The 19,834-nt window shown below is 70.2% G+C and carries 18 protein-coding genes and 1 tRNA gene; 10 read left to right on the top strand and 9 right to left on the bottom strand.

Annotation, left to right across the window (positions count from 1 at the left end; genetic code table 11):
• Positions 1-129 precede the first annotated feature (129 nt).
• The gene (locus AB0P18_RS02410; protein ID WP_363358722.1) at positions 130-2,748 is read left to right on the top strand and encodes a penicillin acylase family protein; all 2,619 of its coding nucleotides are present in this window, start codon (positions 130-132) and stop codon (positions 2,746-2,748) included.
• Positions 2,749-2,761: 13 nt separating this feature from the next.
• On the opposite strand, the gene mnhG is transcribed toward AB0P18_RS02410, so the two are convergent.
• From mnhG to AB0P18_RS02375, 7 genes are all read right to left on the bottom strand, one after another.
• Positions 2,762-3,127 (bottom strand): monovalent cation/H(+) antiporter subunit G, encoded by a 366-nt coding sequence (gene mnhG, locus AB0P18_RS02405; RefSeq protein ID WP_363358721.1) that lies wholly within the window; start codon positions 3,125-3,127, stop codon positions 2,762-2,764.
• Positions 3,124-3,393: a monovalent cation/H+ antiporter complex subunit F gene (locus AB0P18_RS02400; RefSeq protein WP_344051017.1), complete on the bottom strand. Its 270-nt coding sequence runs from the start codon at positions 3,391-3,393 to the stop codon at positions 3,124-3,126. The genes mnhG and AB0P18_RS02400 overlap by 4 nt, the downstream gene beginning before the upstream one ends.
• On the bottom strand, positions 3,390-4,064 hold the full coding sequence (locus AB0P18_RS02395; protein ID WP_363358720.1) for a Na+/H+ antiporter subunit E: 675 nt from the start codon (positions 4,062-4,064) through the stop codon (positions 3,390-3,392). The genes AB0P18_RS02400 and AB0P18_RS02395 overlap by 4 nt, the downstream gene beginning before the upstream one ends.
• Positions 4,061-5,623 carry a Na+/H+ antiporter subunit D gene (locus AB0P18_RS02390; RefSeq protein WP_363358719.1) on the bottom strand — a complete coding sequence of 521 codons (1,563 nt, stop codon included), beginning with the start codon at positions 5,621-5,623 and terminating at the stop codon, positions 4,061-4,063. Before AB0P18_RS02390 ends, AB0P18_RS02395 begins: the two co-directional genes overlap by 4 nt.
• Entirely contained in the window at positions 5,620-6,180 is a 561-nt protein-coding gene (locus tag AB0P18_RS02385) for a Na(+)/H(+) antiporter subunit C (protein ID WP_363358718.1), read from the bottom strand. The genes AB0P18_RS02390 and AB0P18_RS02385 overlap by 4 nt, the downstream gene beginning before the upstream one ends.
• Positions 6,180-9,137, bottom strand: coding sequence for a Na+/H+ antiporter subunit A (locus AB0P18_RS02380; RefSeq protein WP_363358717.1), 2,958 nt, complete (start codon positions 9,135-9,137; stop codon positions 6,180-6,182). The genes AB0P18_RS02385 and AB0P18_RS02380 overlap by 1 nt, the downstream gene beginning before the upstream one ends.
• A 108-nt stretch (positions 9,138-9,245) precedes the next feature.
• Positions 9,246-10,325, bottom strand: a complete 1,080-nt coding sequence (locus tag AB0P18_RS02375) for a LacI family DNA-binding transcriptional regulator (protein ID WP_363358716.1) — start codon at positions 10,323-10,325, stop codon at positions 9,246-9,248.
• Positions 10,326-10,385: 60 nt separating this feature from the next.
• Between AB0P18_RS02375 and AB0P18_RS02370 the strand changes: the two genes are divergently transcribed.
• From AB0P18_RS02370 to AB0P18_RS02350, 5 genes are all read left to right on the top strand, one after another.
• Positions 10,386-11,639: an MFS transporter gene (locus AB0P18_RS02370; RefSeq protein ID WP_344051005.1), complete on the top strand. Its 1,254-nt coding sequence runs from the start codon at positions 10,386-10,388 to the stop codon at positions 11,637-11,639.
• Positions 11,640-11,668: 29 nt separating this feature from the next.
• Complete coding sequence (gene nucS / locus AB0P18_RS02365; protein WP_344051003.1) at positions 11,669-12,364, top strand: endonuclease NucS; 696 nt, start codon at positions 11,669-11,671, stop codon at positions 12,362-12,364.
• A 24-nt stretch (positions 12,365-12,388) separates the two neighbouring features.
• Positions 12,389-13,072 (top strand): HAD hydrolase-like protein, encoded by a 684-nt coding sequence (locus AB0P18_RS02360; RefSeq protein WP_363358715.1) that lies wholly within the window; start codon positions 12,389-12,391, stop codon positions 13,070-13,072.
• Entirely contained in the window at positions 13,065-14,330 is a 1,266-nt protein-coding gene (locus AB0P18_RS02355) for a hypothetical protein (RefSeq protein ID WP_363358714.1), read from the top strand. Before AB0P18_RS02360 ends, AB0P18_RS02355 begins: the two co-directional genes overlap by 8 nt.
• A gap of 76 nt (positions 14,331-14,406) precedes the next feature.
• Positions 14,407-16,479, top strand: coding sequence for a DUF2156 domain-containing protein (locus AB0P18_RS02350; protein ID WP_363358713.1), 2,073 nt, complete (start codon positions 14,407-14,409; stop codon positions 16,477-16,479).
• 67 nt (positions 16,480-16,546) lie between these two features.
• On the opposite strand, the gene AB0P18_RS02345 is transcribed toward AB0P18_RS02350, so the two are convergent.
• Complete coding sequence (locus AB0P18_RS02345) at positions 16,547-16,753, bottom strand: cold-shock protein (protein WP_091485579.1); 207 nt, start codon at positions 16,751-16,753, stop codon at positions 16,547-16,549.
• Positions 16,754-17,014: 261 nt separating this feature from the next.
• Here AB0P18_RS02345 and AB0P18_RS02340 point away from each other — a divergent pair, with 261 nt between their 5' ends.
• Positions 17,015-17,653 carry a GntR family transcriptional regulator gene (locus AB0P18_RS02340; protein ID WP_363358712.1) on the top strand — a complete coding sequence of 213 codons (639 nt, stop codon included), beginning with the start codon at positions 17,015-17,017 and terminating at the stop codon, positions 17,651-17,653.
• Positions 17,654-17,800: 147 nt separating this feature from the next.
• Complete coding sequence (locus tag AB0P18_RS02335) at positions 17,801-18,286, top strand: GNAT family N-acetyltransferase (RefSeq protein ID WP_363358711.1); 486 nt, start codon at positions 17,801-17,803, stop codon at positions 18,284-18,286.
• A 46-nt stretch (positions 18,287-18,332) separates the two neighbouring features.
• Here AB0P18_RS02335 and AB0P18_RS02330 read toward each other — a convergent pair.
• Positions 18,333-18,416, bottom strand: a tRNA-Leu gene (locus AB0P18_RS02330).
• A gap of 158 nt (positions 18,417-18,574) precedes the next feature.
• On the opposite strand from AB0P18_RS02330, the gene AB0P18_RS02325 reads away from it, so the two are divergent.
• Positions 18,575-19,312 (top strand): DUF3662 and FHA domain-containing protein, encoded by a 738-nt coding sequence (locus tag AB0P18_RS02325; RefSeq protein ID WP_363358710.1) that lies wholly within the window; start codon positions 18,575-18,577, stop codon positions 19,310-19,312.
• Positions 19,309-19,833, top strand: coding sequence for an FHA domain-containing protein (locus AB0P18_RS02320; protein WP_363358709.1), 525 nt, complete (start codon positions 19,309-19,311; stop codon positions 19,831-19,833). The genes AB0P18_RS02325 and AB0P18_RS02320 overlap by 4 nt, the downstream gene beginning before the upstream one ends.
• Position 19,834 lies beyond the last annotated feature (1 nt).

Here is a 19,834-nt window from a genome sequence, read left to right as displayed (position 1 = left end):
CCGCGCCGGGGCGCGGAGCACTACGCGCGGGTTACGATGCCTGACGGTACCCTGGCGCCCGAACGCCCGGGACCGAGGCTCACGGTGCATGACACCGCGTTCCTCCGGCATCCTTCCGAAAGCGCTTCAATGTCGAAGACCGTCACCGACTCGATCCTCACCGCCGACGACACCTCCGCACCCGCCGCCGACCGGCCGCGTCGCTCGGTCGGGCGCGTGATCGGCATCGCGGCGTTCAGCGTCGTCGCCGGGCTCATCGTCATCGCGCTGATCGTCGCCGGCACGATCGTCTGGACGATCCAGCGTTCGTTCCCGCAGCTGGAGGGCACGATCGCCGTCGACGGACTCGCTGCGGACGTGACGGTCCAGCGGGACGCGCTCGGCATCCCGACGATCACCGCCTCCGACACGGACGACCTGTTCTTCGCGCAGGGCTACGTGCACGCGCAGGATCGGTTCTGGGAGATGGACTTCCGCCGGCACGTCACGAGCGGCAGGCTCTCGGAGCTGTTCGGGGAGTCTCAACTCTCGACCGACAGATTCCTGCGGACGCTCGGCTGGCGCGAGGTCGCGGCGCAGGAGGTCGAGGCGCTCGACCCCGAGGTCGCGTCGTACTACGACGCGTACGCGGCGGGCGTCAACGCCTACCTCGCGGAGCATCGCGGGGCGGACGCATCGTTCGAATACGCCGTGCTGGGTCTGCAGAACCCCGACTACGAGATCGAGCCGTGGACGCCGGAGGACTCGGTGGCGTGGCTGAAGGCGATGGCCTGGGACCTCCGCGCGAACATCGAGGACGAGACCGCGCGCGCCGTGATCGCCCCCGACTTCACGGCGACGCAGATCGACGAGCTGTACCCCGGCTACCCGTTCGCGGACAACCCGGTGATCGTGCCCTCGCTCGTCGCGGCACAGCCGGCGAGCGCGACGACGAACCAGGGGACGACGGCGACGGCGTCCGTGCAGTGGAGCGAGGTCGACGGCGTGATCGAGGCCGTCAGCGCGCTCGTCGGCGACGCGGGCGAAGGCATCGGGTCGAACTCATGGGTCGTCTCGGGCGACCTCACCGAGAGCGGGATGCCGCTCCTGGCGAACGACCCGCATCTGGGTGCCGCGCTGCCCAGCGTCTGGCATCAGATCGGGCTGCGCTGCCGCGCCGTCACCGAATCGTGCCCGTTCGATGTCGCCGGCTTCAGCTTCTCGGGACTCCCCGGCATCGTGATCGGGCACAACGACCGCGTCGCGTGGGGATTCACGAACCTCACCACGGACGTGACGGATCTCTACCTGGAGAAGATCGAGGGCGATCAGTACTGGCGCGACGGTCAGCTCGTGCCGCTCCAGGAACGCACGGAGGTGATCGAGGTCGCTGGATCCGAAGACGTCGAGCTCCGCATCCGTGCAACCGAGAACGGGCCGATCCTCTCCGACCTCACCGACGACTTCGGCGCGATCGCCGCCGACCCCTTTACCGGGACGGGGGGGTCGGTCGAGCCGCCGGCGAATGCGCCGGAGGGTGAGTACGCCGTGAGCCTGAAATGGACGGCCCTGGAGCCGGGGACCACCGCCTCCGCGATCTTCGCGCTGGACCTCGCGCAGGACTTCGAGGACTTCCGCGCCGCCGCCCGGCTCTTCGACGTCCCCGCGCAGAATCTGCTGTACGCCGACGTCGAGGGCAACATCGGCTATCAGACGCCGGGTCGCCTGCCGATCCGGGGCGCCGGCGACGGCTCGATGCCGCAGCCGGGCTGGGATTCGGCGTTCGCGTGGCAGGGCTTCATCCCGTTCGACGAGCTGCCCACCGCGTACAACCCGGCGGAGGGCTACATCGTGACGGCGAACAACGCGATCGTCGGTGAGGACTACCCCTACTTCCTGACGCGGGACTGGGACTATGGCTGGCGCGCGGCGCGCATCACCGACCTCCTCCAGCGGAAGATCGCGATGGGGCCTCTGACGTCGACCGACCTCCGCGACATCCAGGCCGACAACGAGTTCGCGGTCGGCAAGCGGCTCGCCGCCGCCTACGCCGACATCGAGACGGGACGGCGGGGGCCGGATGCCGCGCTGGGGATGCTGCAGACCTGGGACGCCCAGAACGCGGCGGACTCCGGTGCCGCGGCGTACGCGAACGTGCTGTGGGACGAACTCGTGGAGAGTCTCTTCGTCACCGGCCGCGACGGTGCGGCGCCGACGACGGACCAGGGGCGGCTGTTCCTGGTCGTCCAGAATCTGCTCGAGGATCCGGCATCCGAGTGGTGGACGAACGAGGAGCTCGGAGTCGACGGGCAACGCGAGATGCTCGTGCACGCGGCCGACGCGGCCTACGACCGGCTCGTGGCGTTGCAGGGTGAGGATCCGGGGCGGTGGAACTGGGGCGGACTGCACGCCCTGCCGCTGAACAGCGCGACGTTCGGCGAATCCGGAATCGCCCCGATCGAGATGCTGTTCAATCGCGGCCCGTTCACGGTGGGCGGTGGCTCATCGGTCGTGAATGCGACCGGGTGGGACATCGGCGGCGGCTTCGAGACGATCACGGTGCCCTCGATGCGCATGATCGTCGACCTCACGGACCTCGATCGCTCGAGCTGGAACAACCTGACCGGCAACAGCGGGCACACGTACCACCCGAACTACGTCGACCAGACCCCGGCGTGGCAGCGTGCCGAGCTCACTGCGTGGCCCTTCAGCCGCGCCGCGGTCACGGCGGCGACGACCCACGAGCTGACGCTGCGGCCCGCCGACTGACGGATGCCGCGGCTCAGCCGCCGGCGGCGGGCGGAGTCTCCTTCGACTCGGCGAGCTCGTCCGTGAACAGGGAGCGCTCGTCGAGCGTGCCGTTGCGGTAGGCCTGCCTGCCGACCATGTGGGCGGACAGCGGCGCGGTCGCGAGCTGGATCAGGACGACGGGCACGAGGAAGGCCACCACGGCCCAGGAGCGCAGCGAAAGCGCGATCGCGAGGCAGATCAGGATCAGCCCGAGCACTTGGGGCTTGGTCGCCGCATGCAGCCGGGTCGGCACGTCGCGGAAGCGCAGGAGTCCGATCGCCGCGGTGAGGCACAGCAGCGCCCCGATCAGGATCAGGACGAGTGCGGTGACATCCAGGGCGGCATCCACGTCGATCATCGGTCCACGTTGTCCTTCCTCGCAACGAACCGCGCGATCGAGATGGATCCGAAGACCCCGACCGCGGCGATGATCAGCAGGACGGGGAGCGTGCGGGTGTGCTGGTTGATCGCCATCTCCGCGCCGAGGACGCACATCACCAGGGTCAGCAGGACGTCGGAGGCGACGGCGCGGTCGAGGATGGACGGTCCCACGACGATGCGCCACAGCGTCAGCAGCGCCGAGACGCCGAAGACGACGTAGATCGCGATCAGGAGCACGTTCATACCGGCGCGCCTCCCTGCCGCGGCGTGTCGACGGTCGCTGTGCGGATGACCTCGAGCTGCGCGCGCGATCCGACCGCCCGGACGATGCGCGCCTCCCAGCCGAGGATCGCGCGGCGCTGCGCCTCGACCTCCTCGGCGGTGGTCGCCCCGATCACGTGGAGGTACAGGATGCGGCGATCGCGGTCGGCCTCGATGATGAGCGAACCGGGGATGAGCGAGGTCGTCACGGCGGTGTGCGCCATGATCAGGTCGTCGTCGGTCCGCAGGTGCACCGCGATGATCGACGCGCCGGGCTGACGCCGGACGTCCAGGACCTGCCACGCGACCAGGAGCGAACCGCGGACGAGGGCGCCGAAGAACGTCACGACGAACACGAGGCCGTACCAGAGGTTCACGCGGCCCGACAGCTCGACCGGAGGCAGACGGAACACCCGCGTCACGGCGACCGCAGCGATCAGTCCGGTGACGAAGGCGACGAAGGTGAACTGGCCCCAGAGCAGCATCCACAGGGCGATGAGCCACACGAAGAACGGCAGCTGCCGCCAGACCTGCTGCAGGAGGCTCCGCTTGCCCGTGCGCTCCGGTCTGCGGCTGCTGTTGCGCGCGGGCTCGCCGGCGGCCTGGCCTGCGCTGTGCCGCGCGCGCGAGGTGTGATGGATCGGCGCGGTCACTGTCCTGCCTCACTCTGCAGCTCGGAGATCGTGACGGGTTCCAGAAGGCTGGCGCCGATGCGGGCGCACACGTCGTACAACGGCCCCGCGAACAGGGTGAGCGCGACGGTGACGGCCACCATGCCGGCGGTGGCCGCGGTCATGATGCGCGGGATCACCCGACGCTCGGTCTCCACGGCGGCCGCCGGTGCGTCGCCGAGGTAGGCGATGCGCGAATCGGAGTCGTCCGACTCCTCCTCCTCGCGCCAGAACGACAGGTTCCACGCCCGCATGAGCGCGTAGAGAGTCAGCAGCGAGGTCACCACTCCACCGACGATCAGGACGATCATGATGGGTGTCCCGACGCCCGCCGCCGCGTCGAACAGGGCGTACTTGCCGATGAAACCCGAGAACGGTGGGAGGCCGCCGAGGTTGACCGCGGGGATGAAGTACAGCACCGCGATCACCGGGGCGGCCCTCATCAGACCCTTGACCCGGAGAATGGACGTGCTGCCGGCGCGGCGCTCGATGAGCCCGACCGCGAGGAAGAGCGTCGTCTGGACCACGATGTGGTGGACCATGTAGTAGATCGTCGCGCCGATCGCCGCCGGCGTCGCGATCGCGAGTCCGAACACCATGTATCCCACGTGGCTCACGAGCGTGAACGACAGGATGCGCTTGAGCTCCGCCTGCGCCAGCGCACCCAGGACGCCGACGATCATGGTCGCGAGCGCCACGATCATCAGCACGAAGTTCAGGTCGTTCTCACGGAAGATGAGCGTCTCGGTGCGGATCATCGCGTAGACGCCGACCTTGGTCAGCAGGCCGGCGAACACCGCCGTGACCGGCGCGGGCGCGGTCGGGTAGCTGTCGGGCAGCCAGAACGAGAGCGGGAACACGGCGGCCTTGATGCTGAACGCCAGCAGCAGCACGATGTGCAGCACCGTCTGCGTCTGCACGGGCAGCTCGCCCATCCGCTCGGAGATCTGCACCATGTTGACGGTGCCGAGGGCGCCGTAGATCATGCCGATCGCGGCGAGAAACAGGATCGAGGAGACGAGCGAGACGACGATGTAGACGACGCCGGTGCGGATGCGGTTCTCGGTGCTTCCGAGGGTGATGAGCACATAGGACGCGACGAGCAGGATCTCGAATCCGACGTACAGGTTGAACAGGTCGCCCGCGACGAAGGCCGTGAAGATCCCGGCGGCGAGGATCAGGTAGGACGGGTGGAAGATCGAGACCGGGGTGTCGTCGTCGCCGTCCGCGGCGCCCTGGCCGACCGAGAACAGCAGCACCGCGAGCAGCACGATGCTGGAGACGACTACGAGCAGGGCGGCGAGCCGATCGACGTACAGCACGATGCCGAACGGCACCGGCCAGTCGCCCACCGACACCGCGATCGGCGCGTTGCTCGCGTCGACGATCACGAGGAGCACCGCGGCGATCGCGCAGACGACCGTGAGCGTGATGACCGAGACGGCCACCTGCGTCCGGCGGTGGCGGCCTGCGATCAGCGCGACCGCCGCGCCGAGGAGCGGCAGGGTGACCAGGAGCGGCACGAGGGTTCCGACGGTCATGCGTCATCCCTCCCGTCCTGATCGGCATCCGTCCGCGCGTCGCGACGCGTCGCAGGACGGTCGGTCGGTGCATCGTCGCGCAGCCCCGCGAAGTCGCGGCTGCCGAGCACGGTGATCGGGGTGTTGGCGAGACCCACGAAGTCGGTCGTGGAGTCGTCGGCCTCCAGCTCGGTCTCGTCGTCCATCGCGTCCTCGGCGGCCGCCCCCCGGGCGCGCAGCGCGATGTCCTCGGCGTCGTCCTCGACCGTGTCGGCCTGCCCGAGCTGCCACGACCGGTAGATCAGCGCGAGCAGGAACGCCGAGATCGCGAACGTGATGACGATCGCGGTGAGGGTGAGCGCCTGCGGCAGCGGGTCCGACATCTCCTCGACCGGTCCTGCGCCGAAGAACGGGGCGATCCCGGGCCGGCCCATCACGATCAGCAGCAGGAGGTTCGTGGCATTGCCCAGCAGCAGGAACCCGATGAGCACACGCGTGAGGCTGCGCTCGAGCATTGCGTACACGCCGCACGCGAACAGGACCGCCATCACGACGATCAGGACGAGGGAGACATCCATCAGGCGATCACCCCGCTGCGTTCCGGGCCGCCCAGACCGGACGTCTCGCGGAGCTCCTGCGCCTGCCGATCCACCTCGGCGCCGAGACTGCGCAGAACGTCGAGCACGAGGCCGATCACGACGAGGTAGACGCCGATGTCGAAGATCGTCGACGTGACGAACTCGATGTGCCCGATCAGGGGGAGCTCGACCTCGAAGAAGAAGCTCGTCAGCGGTGCGGCGCCGAACAGGAGAGGCACGAGAGCGCAGGCGAGCGCGATCGACATACCCACGCCCAGGAGCTTGCCCGCATCCGTCGGCGCTGCGGCGCCGAGCTCGTAGCGCCCACCGGCGACGTAGCGCATCACGAGCGCCATCCCCGCGATGAGGCCGCCGGCGAACCCGCCGCCGGGAAGGTTGTGGCCGGCGAACAGGACGTACAGCGACACGATGATGATCGAGTGGAAGAGCACGCGGACGATCACCTCGAGCAGGATCGACCTGTTCTCGGGCTTCACCCGCTGCCCCCCGACGAGCCACGCCATCCGCTGACTCCCCGCCGCTTCGCCGCGCGGGCGGACGCCCTCCTCCGTCTCCACGAGCGGGCGGCGTGTGTGAGCCGCGGCCGGGGGCAGCGGCGCGATGATGCGCGACAGCGTGTCGGCGCGGTGCGTGACGAACACGAGGGACGCGACACCGGTCGCGGCGAGGATCAGCACGGACAGCTCGCCCATCGTGTCCCACCCGCGGAGGTCCACCAGCGCGACGTTCACGACGTTCTTGCCGTGGCCGATCTCGTAGGCGAGATTCGGGAAGGCCTCCGAGACGGGCCGCGCTTCGCGCGCCGCGGTCGCGACGATCGCGACGGCGGCCATCGTGACGCCGACCGCCGCGGCGAGCACTCCGCGGGCGAGCGGGCGCACCGATGCGTTGTGCTCGCCCATGCGCGAGGGGATGCGGCGCAGCACGAGCGCGAAGGCGACGAGCGTCACGGTCTCCACGAGGATCTGCGTGAGCGCGAGGTCGGGCGCACCGCTCGTCGCGAACAGCAGGACCATGCCGAGTCCGGTGACCGAGACGAGGACGACGCCGGTGTAGCGCTTGCGCGCGCGGACGGCGACGAGGCCCGCAGCGATCATGATGGGCGCGGCGACGAGCTGCGTCGGCGTGTGGAACGCGTCCAGCTCGGCCTGCCACTGCCCACCGGCGAGCAGCGCGGTGCCCTCCGCGGCGACGAAGACCACGAAGATCGTGCCGACGTAGACCGGCAGCGAGCCGCGCTGGGTGAGGCTCGTCGTGCCGACCGACAGGCGCGCGATCCCGCGCAGAACGGCGTTGTACACGTCGGGGGCGGTGAAGGGCAGCATCCGCTTGACAGAAGTGCGGAACGCCGTGAGCCAGAACACGGCGGCGCCGAGGGCGATCGTCCCGAGCGAGATCCCCAGGGCGGGCTCGAAGCCGTGCCAGAGCTCGAGGTGGGCGGGATACTCCGGCGCCGCGACGCCGGGGGACGCCGCCGGCGACAGCGCGGCGTACGGGGCGAGGGCGGTGTCCAGCAGCGGCGCGGCGAAGCCGGCGACGAGCGTGAGTCCCGCGAGCAGAACCGGGGCGCCGAGGAAGCCGATCGGAGGATCGGGCCACTCGGTGCGCTGAGCGGCTGATCCGTCCGCCTGCTTCTTGGTCCAGAACGCGCCCCACAGGAAGCGGATGCCGTACGCGGCCGTCAGGATCGAGCCGAGGACGATGCCCGCGAAGCCGACGATGCCCCACACCGCTCCGGCGGCGGCCTCATGCAGGAACGCCGCGAGCACGCCCTCTTTCGCGACGAACCCGATCGTGGGGATCACACCGATCATCGATGCGATCGCGATCGTCGCGAACGTCGCCATCACCGGTGCCTGGCGCCCGACACCGCTCAGCTCTCCGATGTCGCGCGTGGACAGCTGACGGTCGATCACACCGACGATCAGGAAGAGCGCTGACTTGAACAGCGCATGGCTGATCAGCAGCGCCATGCCGGCGAGTGCGGCATCCTGCGTGCCGTATCCCAGGACGACCGTGAGGAAGCCGAGTTGACTGACCGTACCGAAAGCGAGGATGCGCTTGAGGTCGGATTCGCGCAGCGACTGCAGGCCGCCGAGCAGCATCGTGAAGACGCCGAGACCGACGACGATCGGCCGCCAGACCGGCGAATCTCCGAAGACGGGTGCGAACAGGGCGATCAGGTAGATGCCGGCCTTCACCATCGCCGCGGCGTGCAGGTAGGCGCTCACCGGCGTCGGTGCGGCCATCGCCCCCGGCAGCCAGAAGTGGAACGGGAAGATCGCGGACTTGCTCAGCGCGCCCACGAGCAGCAGCACGAGCGCGGCGTCGATCACCGGACCGGTCGGGTCGGAGGCGAGGATGAGCGAGATGCTGGAGGTGCCGGTCTCGACGACCATGAGCACGACGCCGATCAGCATGACCAGACCGCCGAGCGTCGTGACGAGGAGGGCCTGCAGGGCCGCGCGCCTGCTCGCTCCACGGCGGTTGTAGAAGCCGATCAGGAGGTAGGACAGGACGCTCGTGAGCTCCCAGAACATCACGAGGACCACGAGGTCGTCCGTGATCACCAGCCCGTACATCGCCCCGGCGAATGCGAGCAGCACGGCGGAGAACTGACCCACCCCGTCGCTCTTGCCGCGGAAGTACCAGCGGCAGTACAGCAGCACGAGTGCACCCACGCCGGTGACGATGAGCGCCATGACCCACGAGAGCGTGTCCAGCCGCATCGAGAGCTGGATGCCGAGCGCGGGGATCCAGTCGAATGCTTCGAACGGAAAGCGTCCGGACAGCACGGCCGGCGTCTGCACCGCGGTGTAGACGAACGCGGCCAGCGGCAGGAGAGCGGCGACGTAGAACGCCCGCGCCCCGATCCTCGCGACGAGCCAGGGGAGCGCGATCGGAACGATCGCGAACGCGGCGAGGAGGACCAGCATGCGGCCTCCTCGGGGTGCTCGGCCTCACGGCGCGGTTGTCAGTGGCGGAATGTCAGTGGCAGACGGCGCAGGGCGGCGGCTCGGGCGATCGGGGTTGTCCGCTCCAGTCTACCGGGGCACGCTCATGGGCTGCTCGGCGGCTCGCGCTGTGACCGGTCCGGTGGTGTTCCCCTCGCGGAAATCGCACGTGAAGCGGATCGAGACAGCCGGATCACCCCCGAGCATCGCCGCGACGGCATGACCCGCCGCCCGGCCCTTGTCCACGGCCGGCTGGACGAGGGTGGTGAGCTCGTACGGTGCGAGACCGTCGACCACCACGCCGTCGAAGCCCGTGACGCTGACCTCCTCCGGTACGCGCAGTCCCGCCTCCTCCGCCGCGCGGATCACGCCGGCGGCGAGCAGGTCGCTCTGGGCGATGACGGCGGTCGGCCGAGCCGAGGGATCGGCGAACAGTGCGCGACCCGCCGCGAGCCCCTCGTCGATGAAGCTGCCCGCCGCCGAGAAGACGCGGGCGTGGGGGAAGACGTCCCGGGCACCGGCGAGCCGCTCGCGGGTCACGTCGATCTCGATCGGCTCGTCGTGGGCGATCCAGCCGCGCTCCCATCCGGCGCGGATGGGCAGGGCGACGACGGCGACGTCTGCGTGACCGTGCGCGCGGAGATGACTCGCGGCCTGCCGCTGGGCCTCGCGGTTGTCCAGCGCGATCCGGGGGATCCCCTCGCCGGCATCGCCCTCGATCACCACGACCGGGATTCCGCGGGCCGTGACCACCGCGAGCGATTCGCGCAGCATCCCGCTGCACCCGATCAGCACGGCGGCATCCAGCGGCGCGGTCATGAGCGTCGGCTCGGTGCCGCCCGGGCTGTGGTCGCGCAGCAGCAGGAGCCCCGCGCCGAGTGGGGCCACGCCGTCCGCGAGCCCGTCCATCATGAGCGTCTTCACGGGGTCGCGGAACGCCGCGCCCAGGTGCTCCTCGAACACGACGCCGACGATGCCCGAGCGGCCGCGGCGCAGCGAAGCGGCACGCGGATCGGGTCCCGTGTAGCCGAGGGATGCTGCGGCGTCCAGCACGCGCTGACGAGTGGTCTCGGCAACGGCCGCCTTGCCGCTGAAGACCACCGAGGCGGTCGAGGACGACACACCCGCGGTGCGGGCGACGTCGGAGATCGTGGGGCGACGGGATGTCATGGCCCGTCGATCGTATCCCGCGTGTTCCGACGAGTCGAATCGATTCGGTAGCCTATCCGCATGGACACTCCGATCTCGCGCGCCCAGCTCGTGCGGTGGCGCACCGCCGTCTTCGCGATCTTCCTCGCGAGCGGCCTCTCGATCGCGACGTGGGCGGCCCGAGTGCCCGACATCAAGAGCGCGATCGACGTCGACAACGCGCAGCTCGGTCTGATGCTGCTCGCGGGCGGCATCGCCTCCATCCTGGGCGTGTCCGTGTCCTCCGTCGTTCTCGCCCGGTTCGGTGCGCGCCGCGGGATGCTGGGCGCGATGCTCCTGTTCGGACTCGGCGTCGCGATCATCGGCTTCGGGGCGACCGTCTTCGCTTCGCCGATCGTCGTCACGGCGGGTCTGCTGCTGTGGGGCTTCGGCAACGGCGCCGTGGACGTCATGATGAACGTCGAGGGCGCGGCGATCGAGAAGCAGTCCGACCGCACGATCCTGCCGCTGTTCCACGCGTTCTTCAGCTTCGGCACCGTGATCGGAGCAGGGCTCGGCGTCGCGGCCATCGCGATCGGGATGGACGTCGTCACGCACCTGAGCATCATGGCCGTCGTGATCGTCGTGATCGCGTTCGTCAGCATCGCGAACGTCCCCGCCCGGGAGGCGACCCTCGACGTCCCCGGCGATGCTCCGAAGCAGACGCTGCGCGAGCGCCTCTCGGTGACGCTGTCGGCCTGGCGGGAGCCGCGGACGTACGCGCTCGGCGTCATCATGCTCGGGATGGCCTTCGCGGAGGGCGGCGCGAACGACTGGCTCGCGCTCGGCGTCGTCGAAGGCCACGGAGCGGACGCGGCGCTCGGTGCCGCAGGCCTCGCGGTGTTCTCGGTCAGCATGACGGCGGTGCGCGTCTTCGGCGGACCCCTCGTGGACCGCTTCGGCCGCGTCGCCACCCTCCGGGTGCTCGCCGTCACGGCGACCGTGGGTCTGCTGCTGTTCATCCTCGCCCCGACCGTGCCGCTCATCTTCCTCGGCGCCGCCCTGTGGGGAGCGGGCGTGTCGCTCGGCTTCCCCCTCGGCATGTCCGCGGCCGCCGACGACCCGGCCAAGGCTGCGGCACGCGTGAGCGCGACGGCGACGATCGGCTACATCGCCTTCCTCGCGGGTCCCCCGCTCCTCGGCCTCATCAGCGAGCACATCGGTCTGCTGAACACGCTCTACATCCTCGTCGCGCTCATCATCGCGTCCGGACTCGCCTCCCCCGCGGCGCGCCCGATCGCCGGATCGACCGTCGGGGCGGGCCACCCGCAGCCGCACCGCCAGCACGCGGAGTGATCCCCGTGGGCGCCGGTTAGGCTCAACGGGTGCGTCTTGTCATCGCCCGCTGCAGCGTGGATTACACCGGTCGCCTGAACGCGCACCTCCCGCTGGCGACGCGGCTGCTGGTGCACAAGGGCGACGGCAGTCTGCTCGTGCACTCCGACGGCGGGTCCTACAAGCCGCTGAACTGGATGAGCCCGCCGTGCACGCTGTCGTTGCAGACGCCGGACGAAGCGGATGCCGAGGACGGTGTGATCGAGATGTGGAAGGTCACGCACGCCAAGACCGGCGACGCGCTGCTCGTGCGCCTGTACGAGGTGCTCCACGACAGCTCGCACGAGCTGGGCGTCGACCCGGGCCTGGTCAAGGACGGCGTCGAGGCGGACCTCCAGCGCCTGCTCGCCGAACAGGTCGACGTGATCGGCGACGGTCTGACGCTCGTGCGCCGCGAGTTCCCGACCGCGATCGGCCCCGTCGACCTGCTGCTGCGGGATCCCGCGGGTGGCACGATCGCCGTCGAGGTGAAGCGGCGCGGCGACATCGACGGCGTCGAACAGCTCACCCGCTACCTCGAACTGCTCGGACGCGACCCGCACCTCGCCCCGGTGACGGGGGTGTTCGCCGCGCAGGAGATCAAGCCCCAGGCGCGGGTCCTCGCCGCCGACCGCGGGATCCGCTGCGTGACGCTGGACTACGACGGCATGAAGGGCGTGGACTCCGGCGCCCCGCGGCTGTTCTGAACGGACGCCGGTAGCGTGGGTGCCATGGGGAGCAGATCACCGTGGACGTGCGTGCTGTGGGACGTCGACGGGACGATCGTCGACGCCTCCGACGGCATCCTGCGGCGTCTGACGATCACGCTCGAGCACTTCGGGCGCACCGCGCCGACGCGAGCCGAGCTCGTGCACTGGATCGGTCCCCCGATGTTCCAGTCGTTCCAGGCGACGGCCGGAATGACGCCTGAGCAGGCGGCCGAGGCCGTGTCGTACTACCGGACGCTCGGCAAGGCCGACGGCTACACGACCGGTGCCAAGCTCTTCCCCGGGGTCGCCGAGGTCATCCGCGAGGTCGCCGCGGCCGGCATCCCGCAGGCGACGGCCAGCTCCAAGCCCGAGATCCAGGTCGCCGCCCTCATGGACCACTTCGACCTGACACCGTGCCTGACCGCGGTCGTCGGCGCGACCTCCGATGAGCGCACGCTCGCCCGAAAGGCCGACATCGTCGCCGAGGCGCTGCGTCGCCTCGAGGTCGCCGGCGTCGACACGAGCCGGCCGGTACTCGTCGGCGACCGTCACCACGACGTCGAAGGGGGCGCCGAGCAGGGCGTCCCGGTGATCTTCGTGCAGTGGGGCTTCAGCTGGCCGCATGAGGCCGAGGGTGCCCAGGCCTCGGTGTCCACGATCGGTCAGCTGCGCGACCTGCTGCTCGTGCGAGACGCCGATGCCTGACACCGCCGCCGGCATCCTCGGCTGGGTCATCCCGGCCGTGGTGGTGTTCGGCGTAACGGCGATCGCGATCGCCGTGATCGCGTGGGCGATCCGTTCGGCGCGCCGCTCCCCGCGGGCGCGCGCGGCCGCGGACGCCCTCCGCGCGAAGGCCGGCGGCGTACTCGTGCAGCTCGATGACGCGGTCGACGAACTCGATCTCGAGGTCGGACTGTCCGGTGCCCTCTACGGCGGCGGCGCGCCGACCTCGCTCCGGCGCGCGCGCCTGACGGCGCAGCACGTGCGCGACGACTCGTTCGACGAATACCGCGCGATCTGCGAGCCGGATGCCGCACCCGCGGACATCCGCCGGGTGTCGGCCCGGATCGAACGGCGCAGCACCGAGGCCCTCGCGGTGATCGCCGCCGCGCGGGCCGAGCACGCCGACTGGGTCCGGGCGAACGTGTCCGCGGCGGGACAGGTCGACGCGGCGCGCGCCCGGCTGGCTGCCCTCCGCGAGAGCATGGGCGATCCGCGGGCCCTCGTCGCCGAGCTGTCCGCCCGCTATGCCGAGGAGGAGTGGGTCGACGCCGATGCCGCCTCGCGAGCAGCCGTCGAGCACGCCGACAAGGCGGAGAAGGCGCTGGATGCCGCGGCCGCGCGCGCCGCGGATCCCACCGCGACCGCCCTCCCCGAACTCGCGGCCGCCGAGCGGGAGCTGCGCCGCGCGGAGGCGGAGGCCCGGACGCTCGAGGAGACGCATCGCCTGGTGACGCAGGCCGCGCAGGCCGTCACCGGCGAACTGGACGCCGCGCGCACGGCCATGCGTCAGGCGGCGGCCACGCGCGAGCAGCTCGAGCCGTCCGACTCGGAGCGCCTGGGCGCGGAACTGCGCCTCGTGCAGGCGGACCTCGGCGAGATCGAAATCGACGCCGCACGGCGGCCGACCCGCACGATCGACCGCATCGCGCGGCTCCGCGGGCGCCTCGACCTCGCGCTCGGCGACGCGCGCACCGCGCAGCAGCGCCTGCGCGGTGCGCGCACCGCGCTCCCCGGAACCCTCGCCGCAGCGCGCAACACCGTCGCCCAGGCGGAGTCGGCGCTCACGCACGCCCGATCCGGGGCGGACGCCCGCGCCCGGCTGGCCTCCGCGCAGCGCGAGCTCGCGGCCGCGCGGCAGAGCGCGGACCCCGTCGAGGCGCTGGATGCCGCCCGGCGGGCGATGCGCGACGCGGAAGACGCCCGGGCCCTCGCCGACTTCGACAGGCTGGGCGGGCGCTGACGCGACGGCCGCCCCGCGGATCCCGGATCCCGCGTCGCCCGCGGCTCGGCATCCGGTCGCCGCTATCGTGAAGCCCATGACCGAGATCGTCGAGGCTCCGCCCCGCCATCCCGTCCTCTCGTTCGTGCGCCGCGTCCCCGCCACGCTGACGATCATCTCCGTCCTCCTCGCGGTCGGCGTCGTCTTCGCCGGTCTCTGGCGCCCCTTCGAGGACTCGCCACTGTGGGACACCGTCGCGTACGGCCTGCCCGCGCTCCTGGAGGGACGGTGGTGGACGCCGATCACCGGCACGTTCTTCGTGAACCACCCGCTCGTCTACCTCTTCACCCTCTCGAGCTTCATCGGGATGGCGTATCTGGAGTTCCGTCGCGGTTCGCGCGTCGCGGTGGCCTACTTCGGCGTCGGTCAGCTCTTCGCGATCTTCGCGAGCGCGCTCCTGCTGTGGCTCTTCGCGTTCCTGCCCTGGCCGTGGGCGCAGCAGGAGGCGCTCGTGCTGGACGTGGGCCCGTCGGGCGGCTCGATGGCGTGCATCGCCGCGGCCGCGGGACTGCTGCGAGCTCCGTGGCGTGTGCGCGCGTGGGTCTTCGTGATCGGCTTCACGATCGTCACGCTGTTCTTCTGGGGATCCCTCGCCGACCTCGAGCACGCCCTGGCGGTCGGTCTGGTCCTGTTCGTCGACCGCTCGCTGCGCCTGCAGCGCACGACGGTGCGGGAGCAGCGCCTGATCGCGTTCGTCGCGGCTCTCACGATGCTCGCGGTCGACGTCCTCACCTTCCTGGTGCCCACCGACGGCCCGTTCGGTCCGACCCAAGCCGTCGGCGGGTCGCTGCTGGACATCGGCGTCGACATCGTCGTGATCCTCCTGATCGCCAACGGGCTGCGTCGTGGTCGACGGTGGGCGTGGGTGCTCGGCGTGATCCTCGCGTCCTTCAACGTGCTGACCGGCGCCCTCTTCCTCACGCTGCTGTTCATTCCGGGTGCAGTCGTGGAAACGTCCCTCGGCGACCCCAACGTCGCGATCGCGCAGTCCGCCCTCTGGGCGCTCGTGCTCGTCTACCTCCTGTGGGTGCGGGCGGCGTTCCGGGCGCGACGCAAATCCCGGATCGGGCTCGGCGACGAACCCTCGCTCGATGAGGTGAAGGACATGATCCGCGCGCACGGCGGCGGGACGCTGTCCTGGATGACGACGTGGGGCGGCAACAGCTACGCCCGCACGACCGAGGGCATCGTGGCGTACCAGAAGCGGGCGGGCGTGGCGATCGTCCTCGCCGACCCGCTCGGGCCGGCGGCATCCCGGAGCGCCTCGGTGACGGAGTTCATCGCCGCGGCCGAACGCGCGGGCCTCATCCCGTGCTTCTTCAGCGCGGGCGATGCGACGAAGGATGCCGTCCCGTCGACCTGGCGGAATCTCGTGGTCGCCGACGACACGATCGTCGACCTCCCGGGCCTGGAGTTCACCGGCAAGGCCTGGGCGCCCGTGCGCACCTCGATCAACCGCGCCGGCCGCGAAGAGGTGACCTTCCGGATGACGCGGCTGCGCGACGAGCCCTGGGGTGTGCAGCAGCAGCTGCGCGCGATCTCGGAGATGTGGGTCGGCGACAAGGGCCTGCCCGAGATGGGCTTCACGCTCGGCACCCTCGACGAGGCGATGGATCCCGAGGTGCGGCTCGCGATCGCGGTCTCACCGAACGGCGACGTCGACGGATTTCTCTCCTGGCTGCCGGTGTACCGCGGGGACGGGGTCGTGCACGGCTGGACGCTCGATCTCATGCGTCGGCGCGAAGGCGGCTTCGGCCCGGTGATGGAGTTCCTGATCGGATCGTCCGCGAAGCACTTCTCGGACGAGGGCGCCCAGGTGCTGTCGCTGTCCGGTGCGCCGCTCGCGCACGACTACCCGCCGGATGCGGGAGCGATCGCGACCCTGTCGGACTGGCTGGCGAACATGCTCGAGCCCGTCTACGGCTTCGGGTCGCTGCACCGCTTCAAGGAGAAGTTCCACCCGCGCTACGAGACGATGTACCTGCTGTTCCGCGACGAGAGCGACCTCACGCGCATCGGCGCGGGGCTGACGCGCGCCTTCCTTCCCGACGCGACCCTGCGGCAGTTCGCCGGTGCCGGGGTGGAATTGGTACGGGGCGAGCGCGACTGAGCGGTGTGCTCTGCCGGGCTCGCCCCGTGAGGCGCGACGCTCGGGGCGTCACGTGGTCGGCCTTAGGTCAGACCGGACGAATGTTCTCAGCCTGCAGGCCCTTCGGGCCCTGGGCGACTTCGAACTCGACGCGCTGGTTCTCTTCGAGCGAGCGGTAACCGCCCGACTGGATCGCGGTGTAGTGCGCGAAGACGTCGGCGCCGCCGTCATCAGGAGCGATGAAGCCGAAGCCCTTCTCCGCGTTGAACCACTTGACCGTGCCCTGGGTACTCATTCAATTGCCATTCTGTTGTGCCCGAGCTACCTGCGTCGAGTCCGCTCCAGGCTATCGAAGGACGGCCGCACGAGGGGAAGAGCGGGAAAATATGGTGACACAAACGTTGCACAGCCCATCGCACGCCCGGGCTGAGCAGAAGCTCGAAGCCCGGGCGTCGACGGATCCCCCCGGATAGGCCACGCGAAGCGTGGCACCGCACACTCTACCGATATATCGGCCTGTCGCAGAAGATCCGTCGCACGTAGAATGTGCGTCCTGATGTCCTCTGCCTTCGCGCCGCTGGAGCCCCGTGGGGCTGTGCTCGCGGGCGAGGTGTACCAGGTGCTCGGCGAGGCGATCCTGGACGGTCGCCTCGCTCCCGGCGAACGCCTTCGCGACCAGGATCTGGCCGAACGCCTGGGCGTATCACGCACACCCGTCCGCGAAGCCCTGCAGCGCCTGGAGCGCGCAGGACTCGTCGAGGTCGCACCGAACAAGTACACGCGCGTCTCCGTGCCGAGCCGGCGCCTGCACGACGATACGCACGAGTTCTTCATCTATCTGATGGGCGGCGCACTGCAACTCGCGCTGCAGCGATGCACGGAGGATGAACTCGCGCACACCGTCGAGCACGCGGATGCGATCGTGGCGGCATCCCGGATCGACGACGCCGAGGGCATCATGACGGCGAGTGCGCGCCTGTTCGAGCACGTGATCGACGACACGCAGAACGTCGTGTTCATGCGGGTCATGCGCGAGGCCGAGATCGCGATCCGGCGCAACCTCGCCGGTTGGCACCCGTTCGTCGAGTGCCCGATCCGCCGCACCGAGCTGTACGTGCGCTTCCGGGATGCCGTCGCCGCACGCGACGGCGCGGAGGCCGAGTCGCTGCTGCGCACTCTGCACGGCATCCCCTGACGCCTCCTCCCCTTTCCCTGAGACGACATCTGCGCGTCGAGACCGCGGGTGAACTCCACAGTCTCGACGCGCAGATGTCGTTTCACGGGGAGAAGGGCACGGACGAGCGGGTCGCCCGTGGGGGCGGGGGTGGGTACCGTGAAACACATGGCGCACATCGAGCTCCGGGAGCTGGACGACGACGACCTCGACGCGGTGTTCGAGATGATGCGCGACCCGGATGCCGTCGCCATGGCGGCCTTCACGGCAGCGGATCCCGATGACCGGGGCGCCTTCGACGCGTGGATCGCGCGTCAGCGCGGCGCGGCCGAGGTCTCCTCCTACGTCGTGACCGAGAACGGCGGCTTCGCCGGCACCGCGGCGGTCTTCTCGGTCGACGGCGACCGCGAAGTCACGTACTGGATCGCCCGGCATGCCTGGGGGCGGGGCGTGGCGACCGAAGCCCTGCGGATCCTGGTCTCCCGCGAGCCGGAGCGGCCGCTGTTCGCCCGGGTCGCCACGCACAACGCCGCCTCTCGCGCCGTGCTCGAGAAGGTGGGTTTCACCGAGGTGTCCCGCGACGTGGACTTCGCCCCCGGCGTCGGCCGTGAGGTCGAGGAGATCGTGATGGTGCTCGTTCCGACACTCGAGTAGTCGGAAACGAAGAATGGGCCCCCGGGGGAGCCCATTCCTGTCGCTGTGCGCGAGGGGGGAGTTGAACCCCCACGCCCTTTCGGGCACTGGCACCTGAAGCCAGCGCGTCTGCCTATTCCGCCACTCGCGCGAGATGCGATGCACCCGGGGGTGCAGTGCAAATCAACTTCCCGAGGATATCACGCGCGATCGCGCGCCCCGAACGGAGCGTCCGAGACCCGCGTCCACGGGCATCACAGCCGGGACGATTAGCATGTACCGACCGGCACCACCTGCCTGAGGAGTCGTGTGGGACTACTTGACAGCTTCGAGAAGGGTCTCGAGCGCGCCGTCAACAGCGCGTTCGCGAAGACCTTCCGCAGCGGCATCCAACCCGTCGAGATCGCGTCGGCGCTCCGCAGCGAGCTCGACAAGAAGGCCGCGATCGTGAGCCGCGACCGCATCCTCGCGCCCAACGAATTCACGGTGTACCTCTCCGTCGCCGACGATGAGCGCATGCGCACGCTCGGCGGCGCGCTCACCGACGAACTCGACACCCTCGTGCACGCCCACGCGAAGACCCAGGGCTACTCGTTCGCCGGGCCGGTCTCGATCACGCTCGTCCGTGACGAGCAGCAGTCCACAGGCACGCTCAAGGTCGAATCCCGCACCGCCGAAGGGCGTGTCGCCTGGCGCGGCGTCGTCGACGTCGAGGGCAAGCGCCACCCGCTCACGAAATCGCGCACCGTGATCGGTCGGGGCAGTGACGCCGACATCACGATCTCCGACGCCGGCACGAGCCGCAAGCACGTCGAGATCCTGTGGGACGGCGAGCGCGCGATGGTGCGCGACATGCAGTCCACGAACGGCACGCTCCTGGACGGCCGCAAGGTGACCGAAGCCGCCCTCCCGCCGGACTCGACCGTCACGATCGGGCGCACGGACATCGTCTTCCGCGTCGTCGCCCAAACGGCGGCCCCGCGCCCCGCCATGCCCGCCGACGTCACCCGCGCGTACGACGTGCGCGATCAGGGACCGCTGCGATGAGCGAACTGACCCTCCTGCTGCTGCGCATCGGCTTCCTGGTGCTGCTGTGGTTCTTCGTGTTCGCCGTCGTCTACTCGCTGCGTGCGGATCTGTTCGGAGTGAAGGTGCGACGGATGCCGGAACCCGCGGCCGCCGCGACGCCCCCGGCGTCGGCACCTCGCTCGAACACCGCCCCTGTGGCTCCCGCGAAGGTTCCGAGCGGCAAGAAGGGCGGCCCGGCGACGACGGACGCGGTCTCGCGCATCGTCATCACGAGCGGTCCGAAGGCAGGACTGGAGCTTCCCCTCGGGACCGAACCCCTCACGATCGGACGCTCGAGCGAGTCAGGTCTCGTGATCCGCGACGACTACACCTCCAGCCACCACGCGCGTCTCGTGCTGTGGGGCGATCAGTGGATGATCCAGGACCTCGACTCCACGAACGGCACGTGGCATGACGGCGCCCGGGTCAGCTCTCCCGTCCCCATCACGGTCGGCGCGCCGATCAAGGTCGGCGCGACGACATTCGAACTGCGGAAGTAGC

The organism is Microbacterium sp. NPDC064584, from assembly GCF_040687315.1.
GTDB lineage: Bacteria > Actinomycetota > Actinomycetes > Actinomycetales > Microbacteriaceae > Microbacterium > Microbacterium lacus.
Note: the sequence above shows the minus strand (reverse complement) of the source record. Positions and strands in the feature narration are given on the sequence as shown.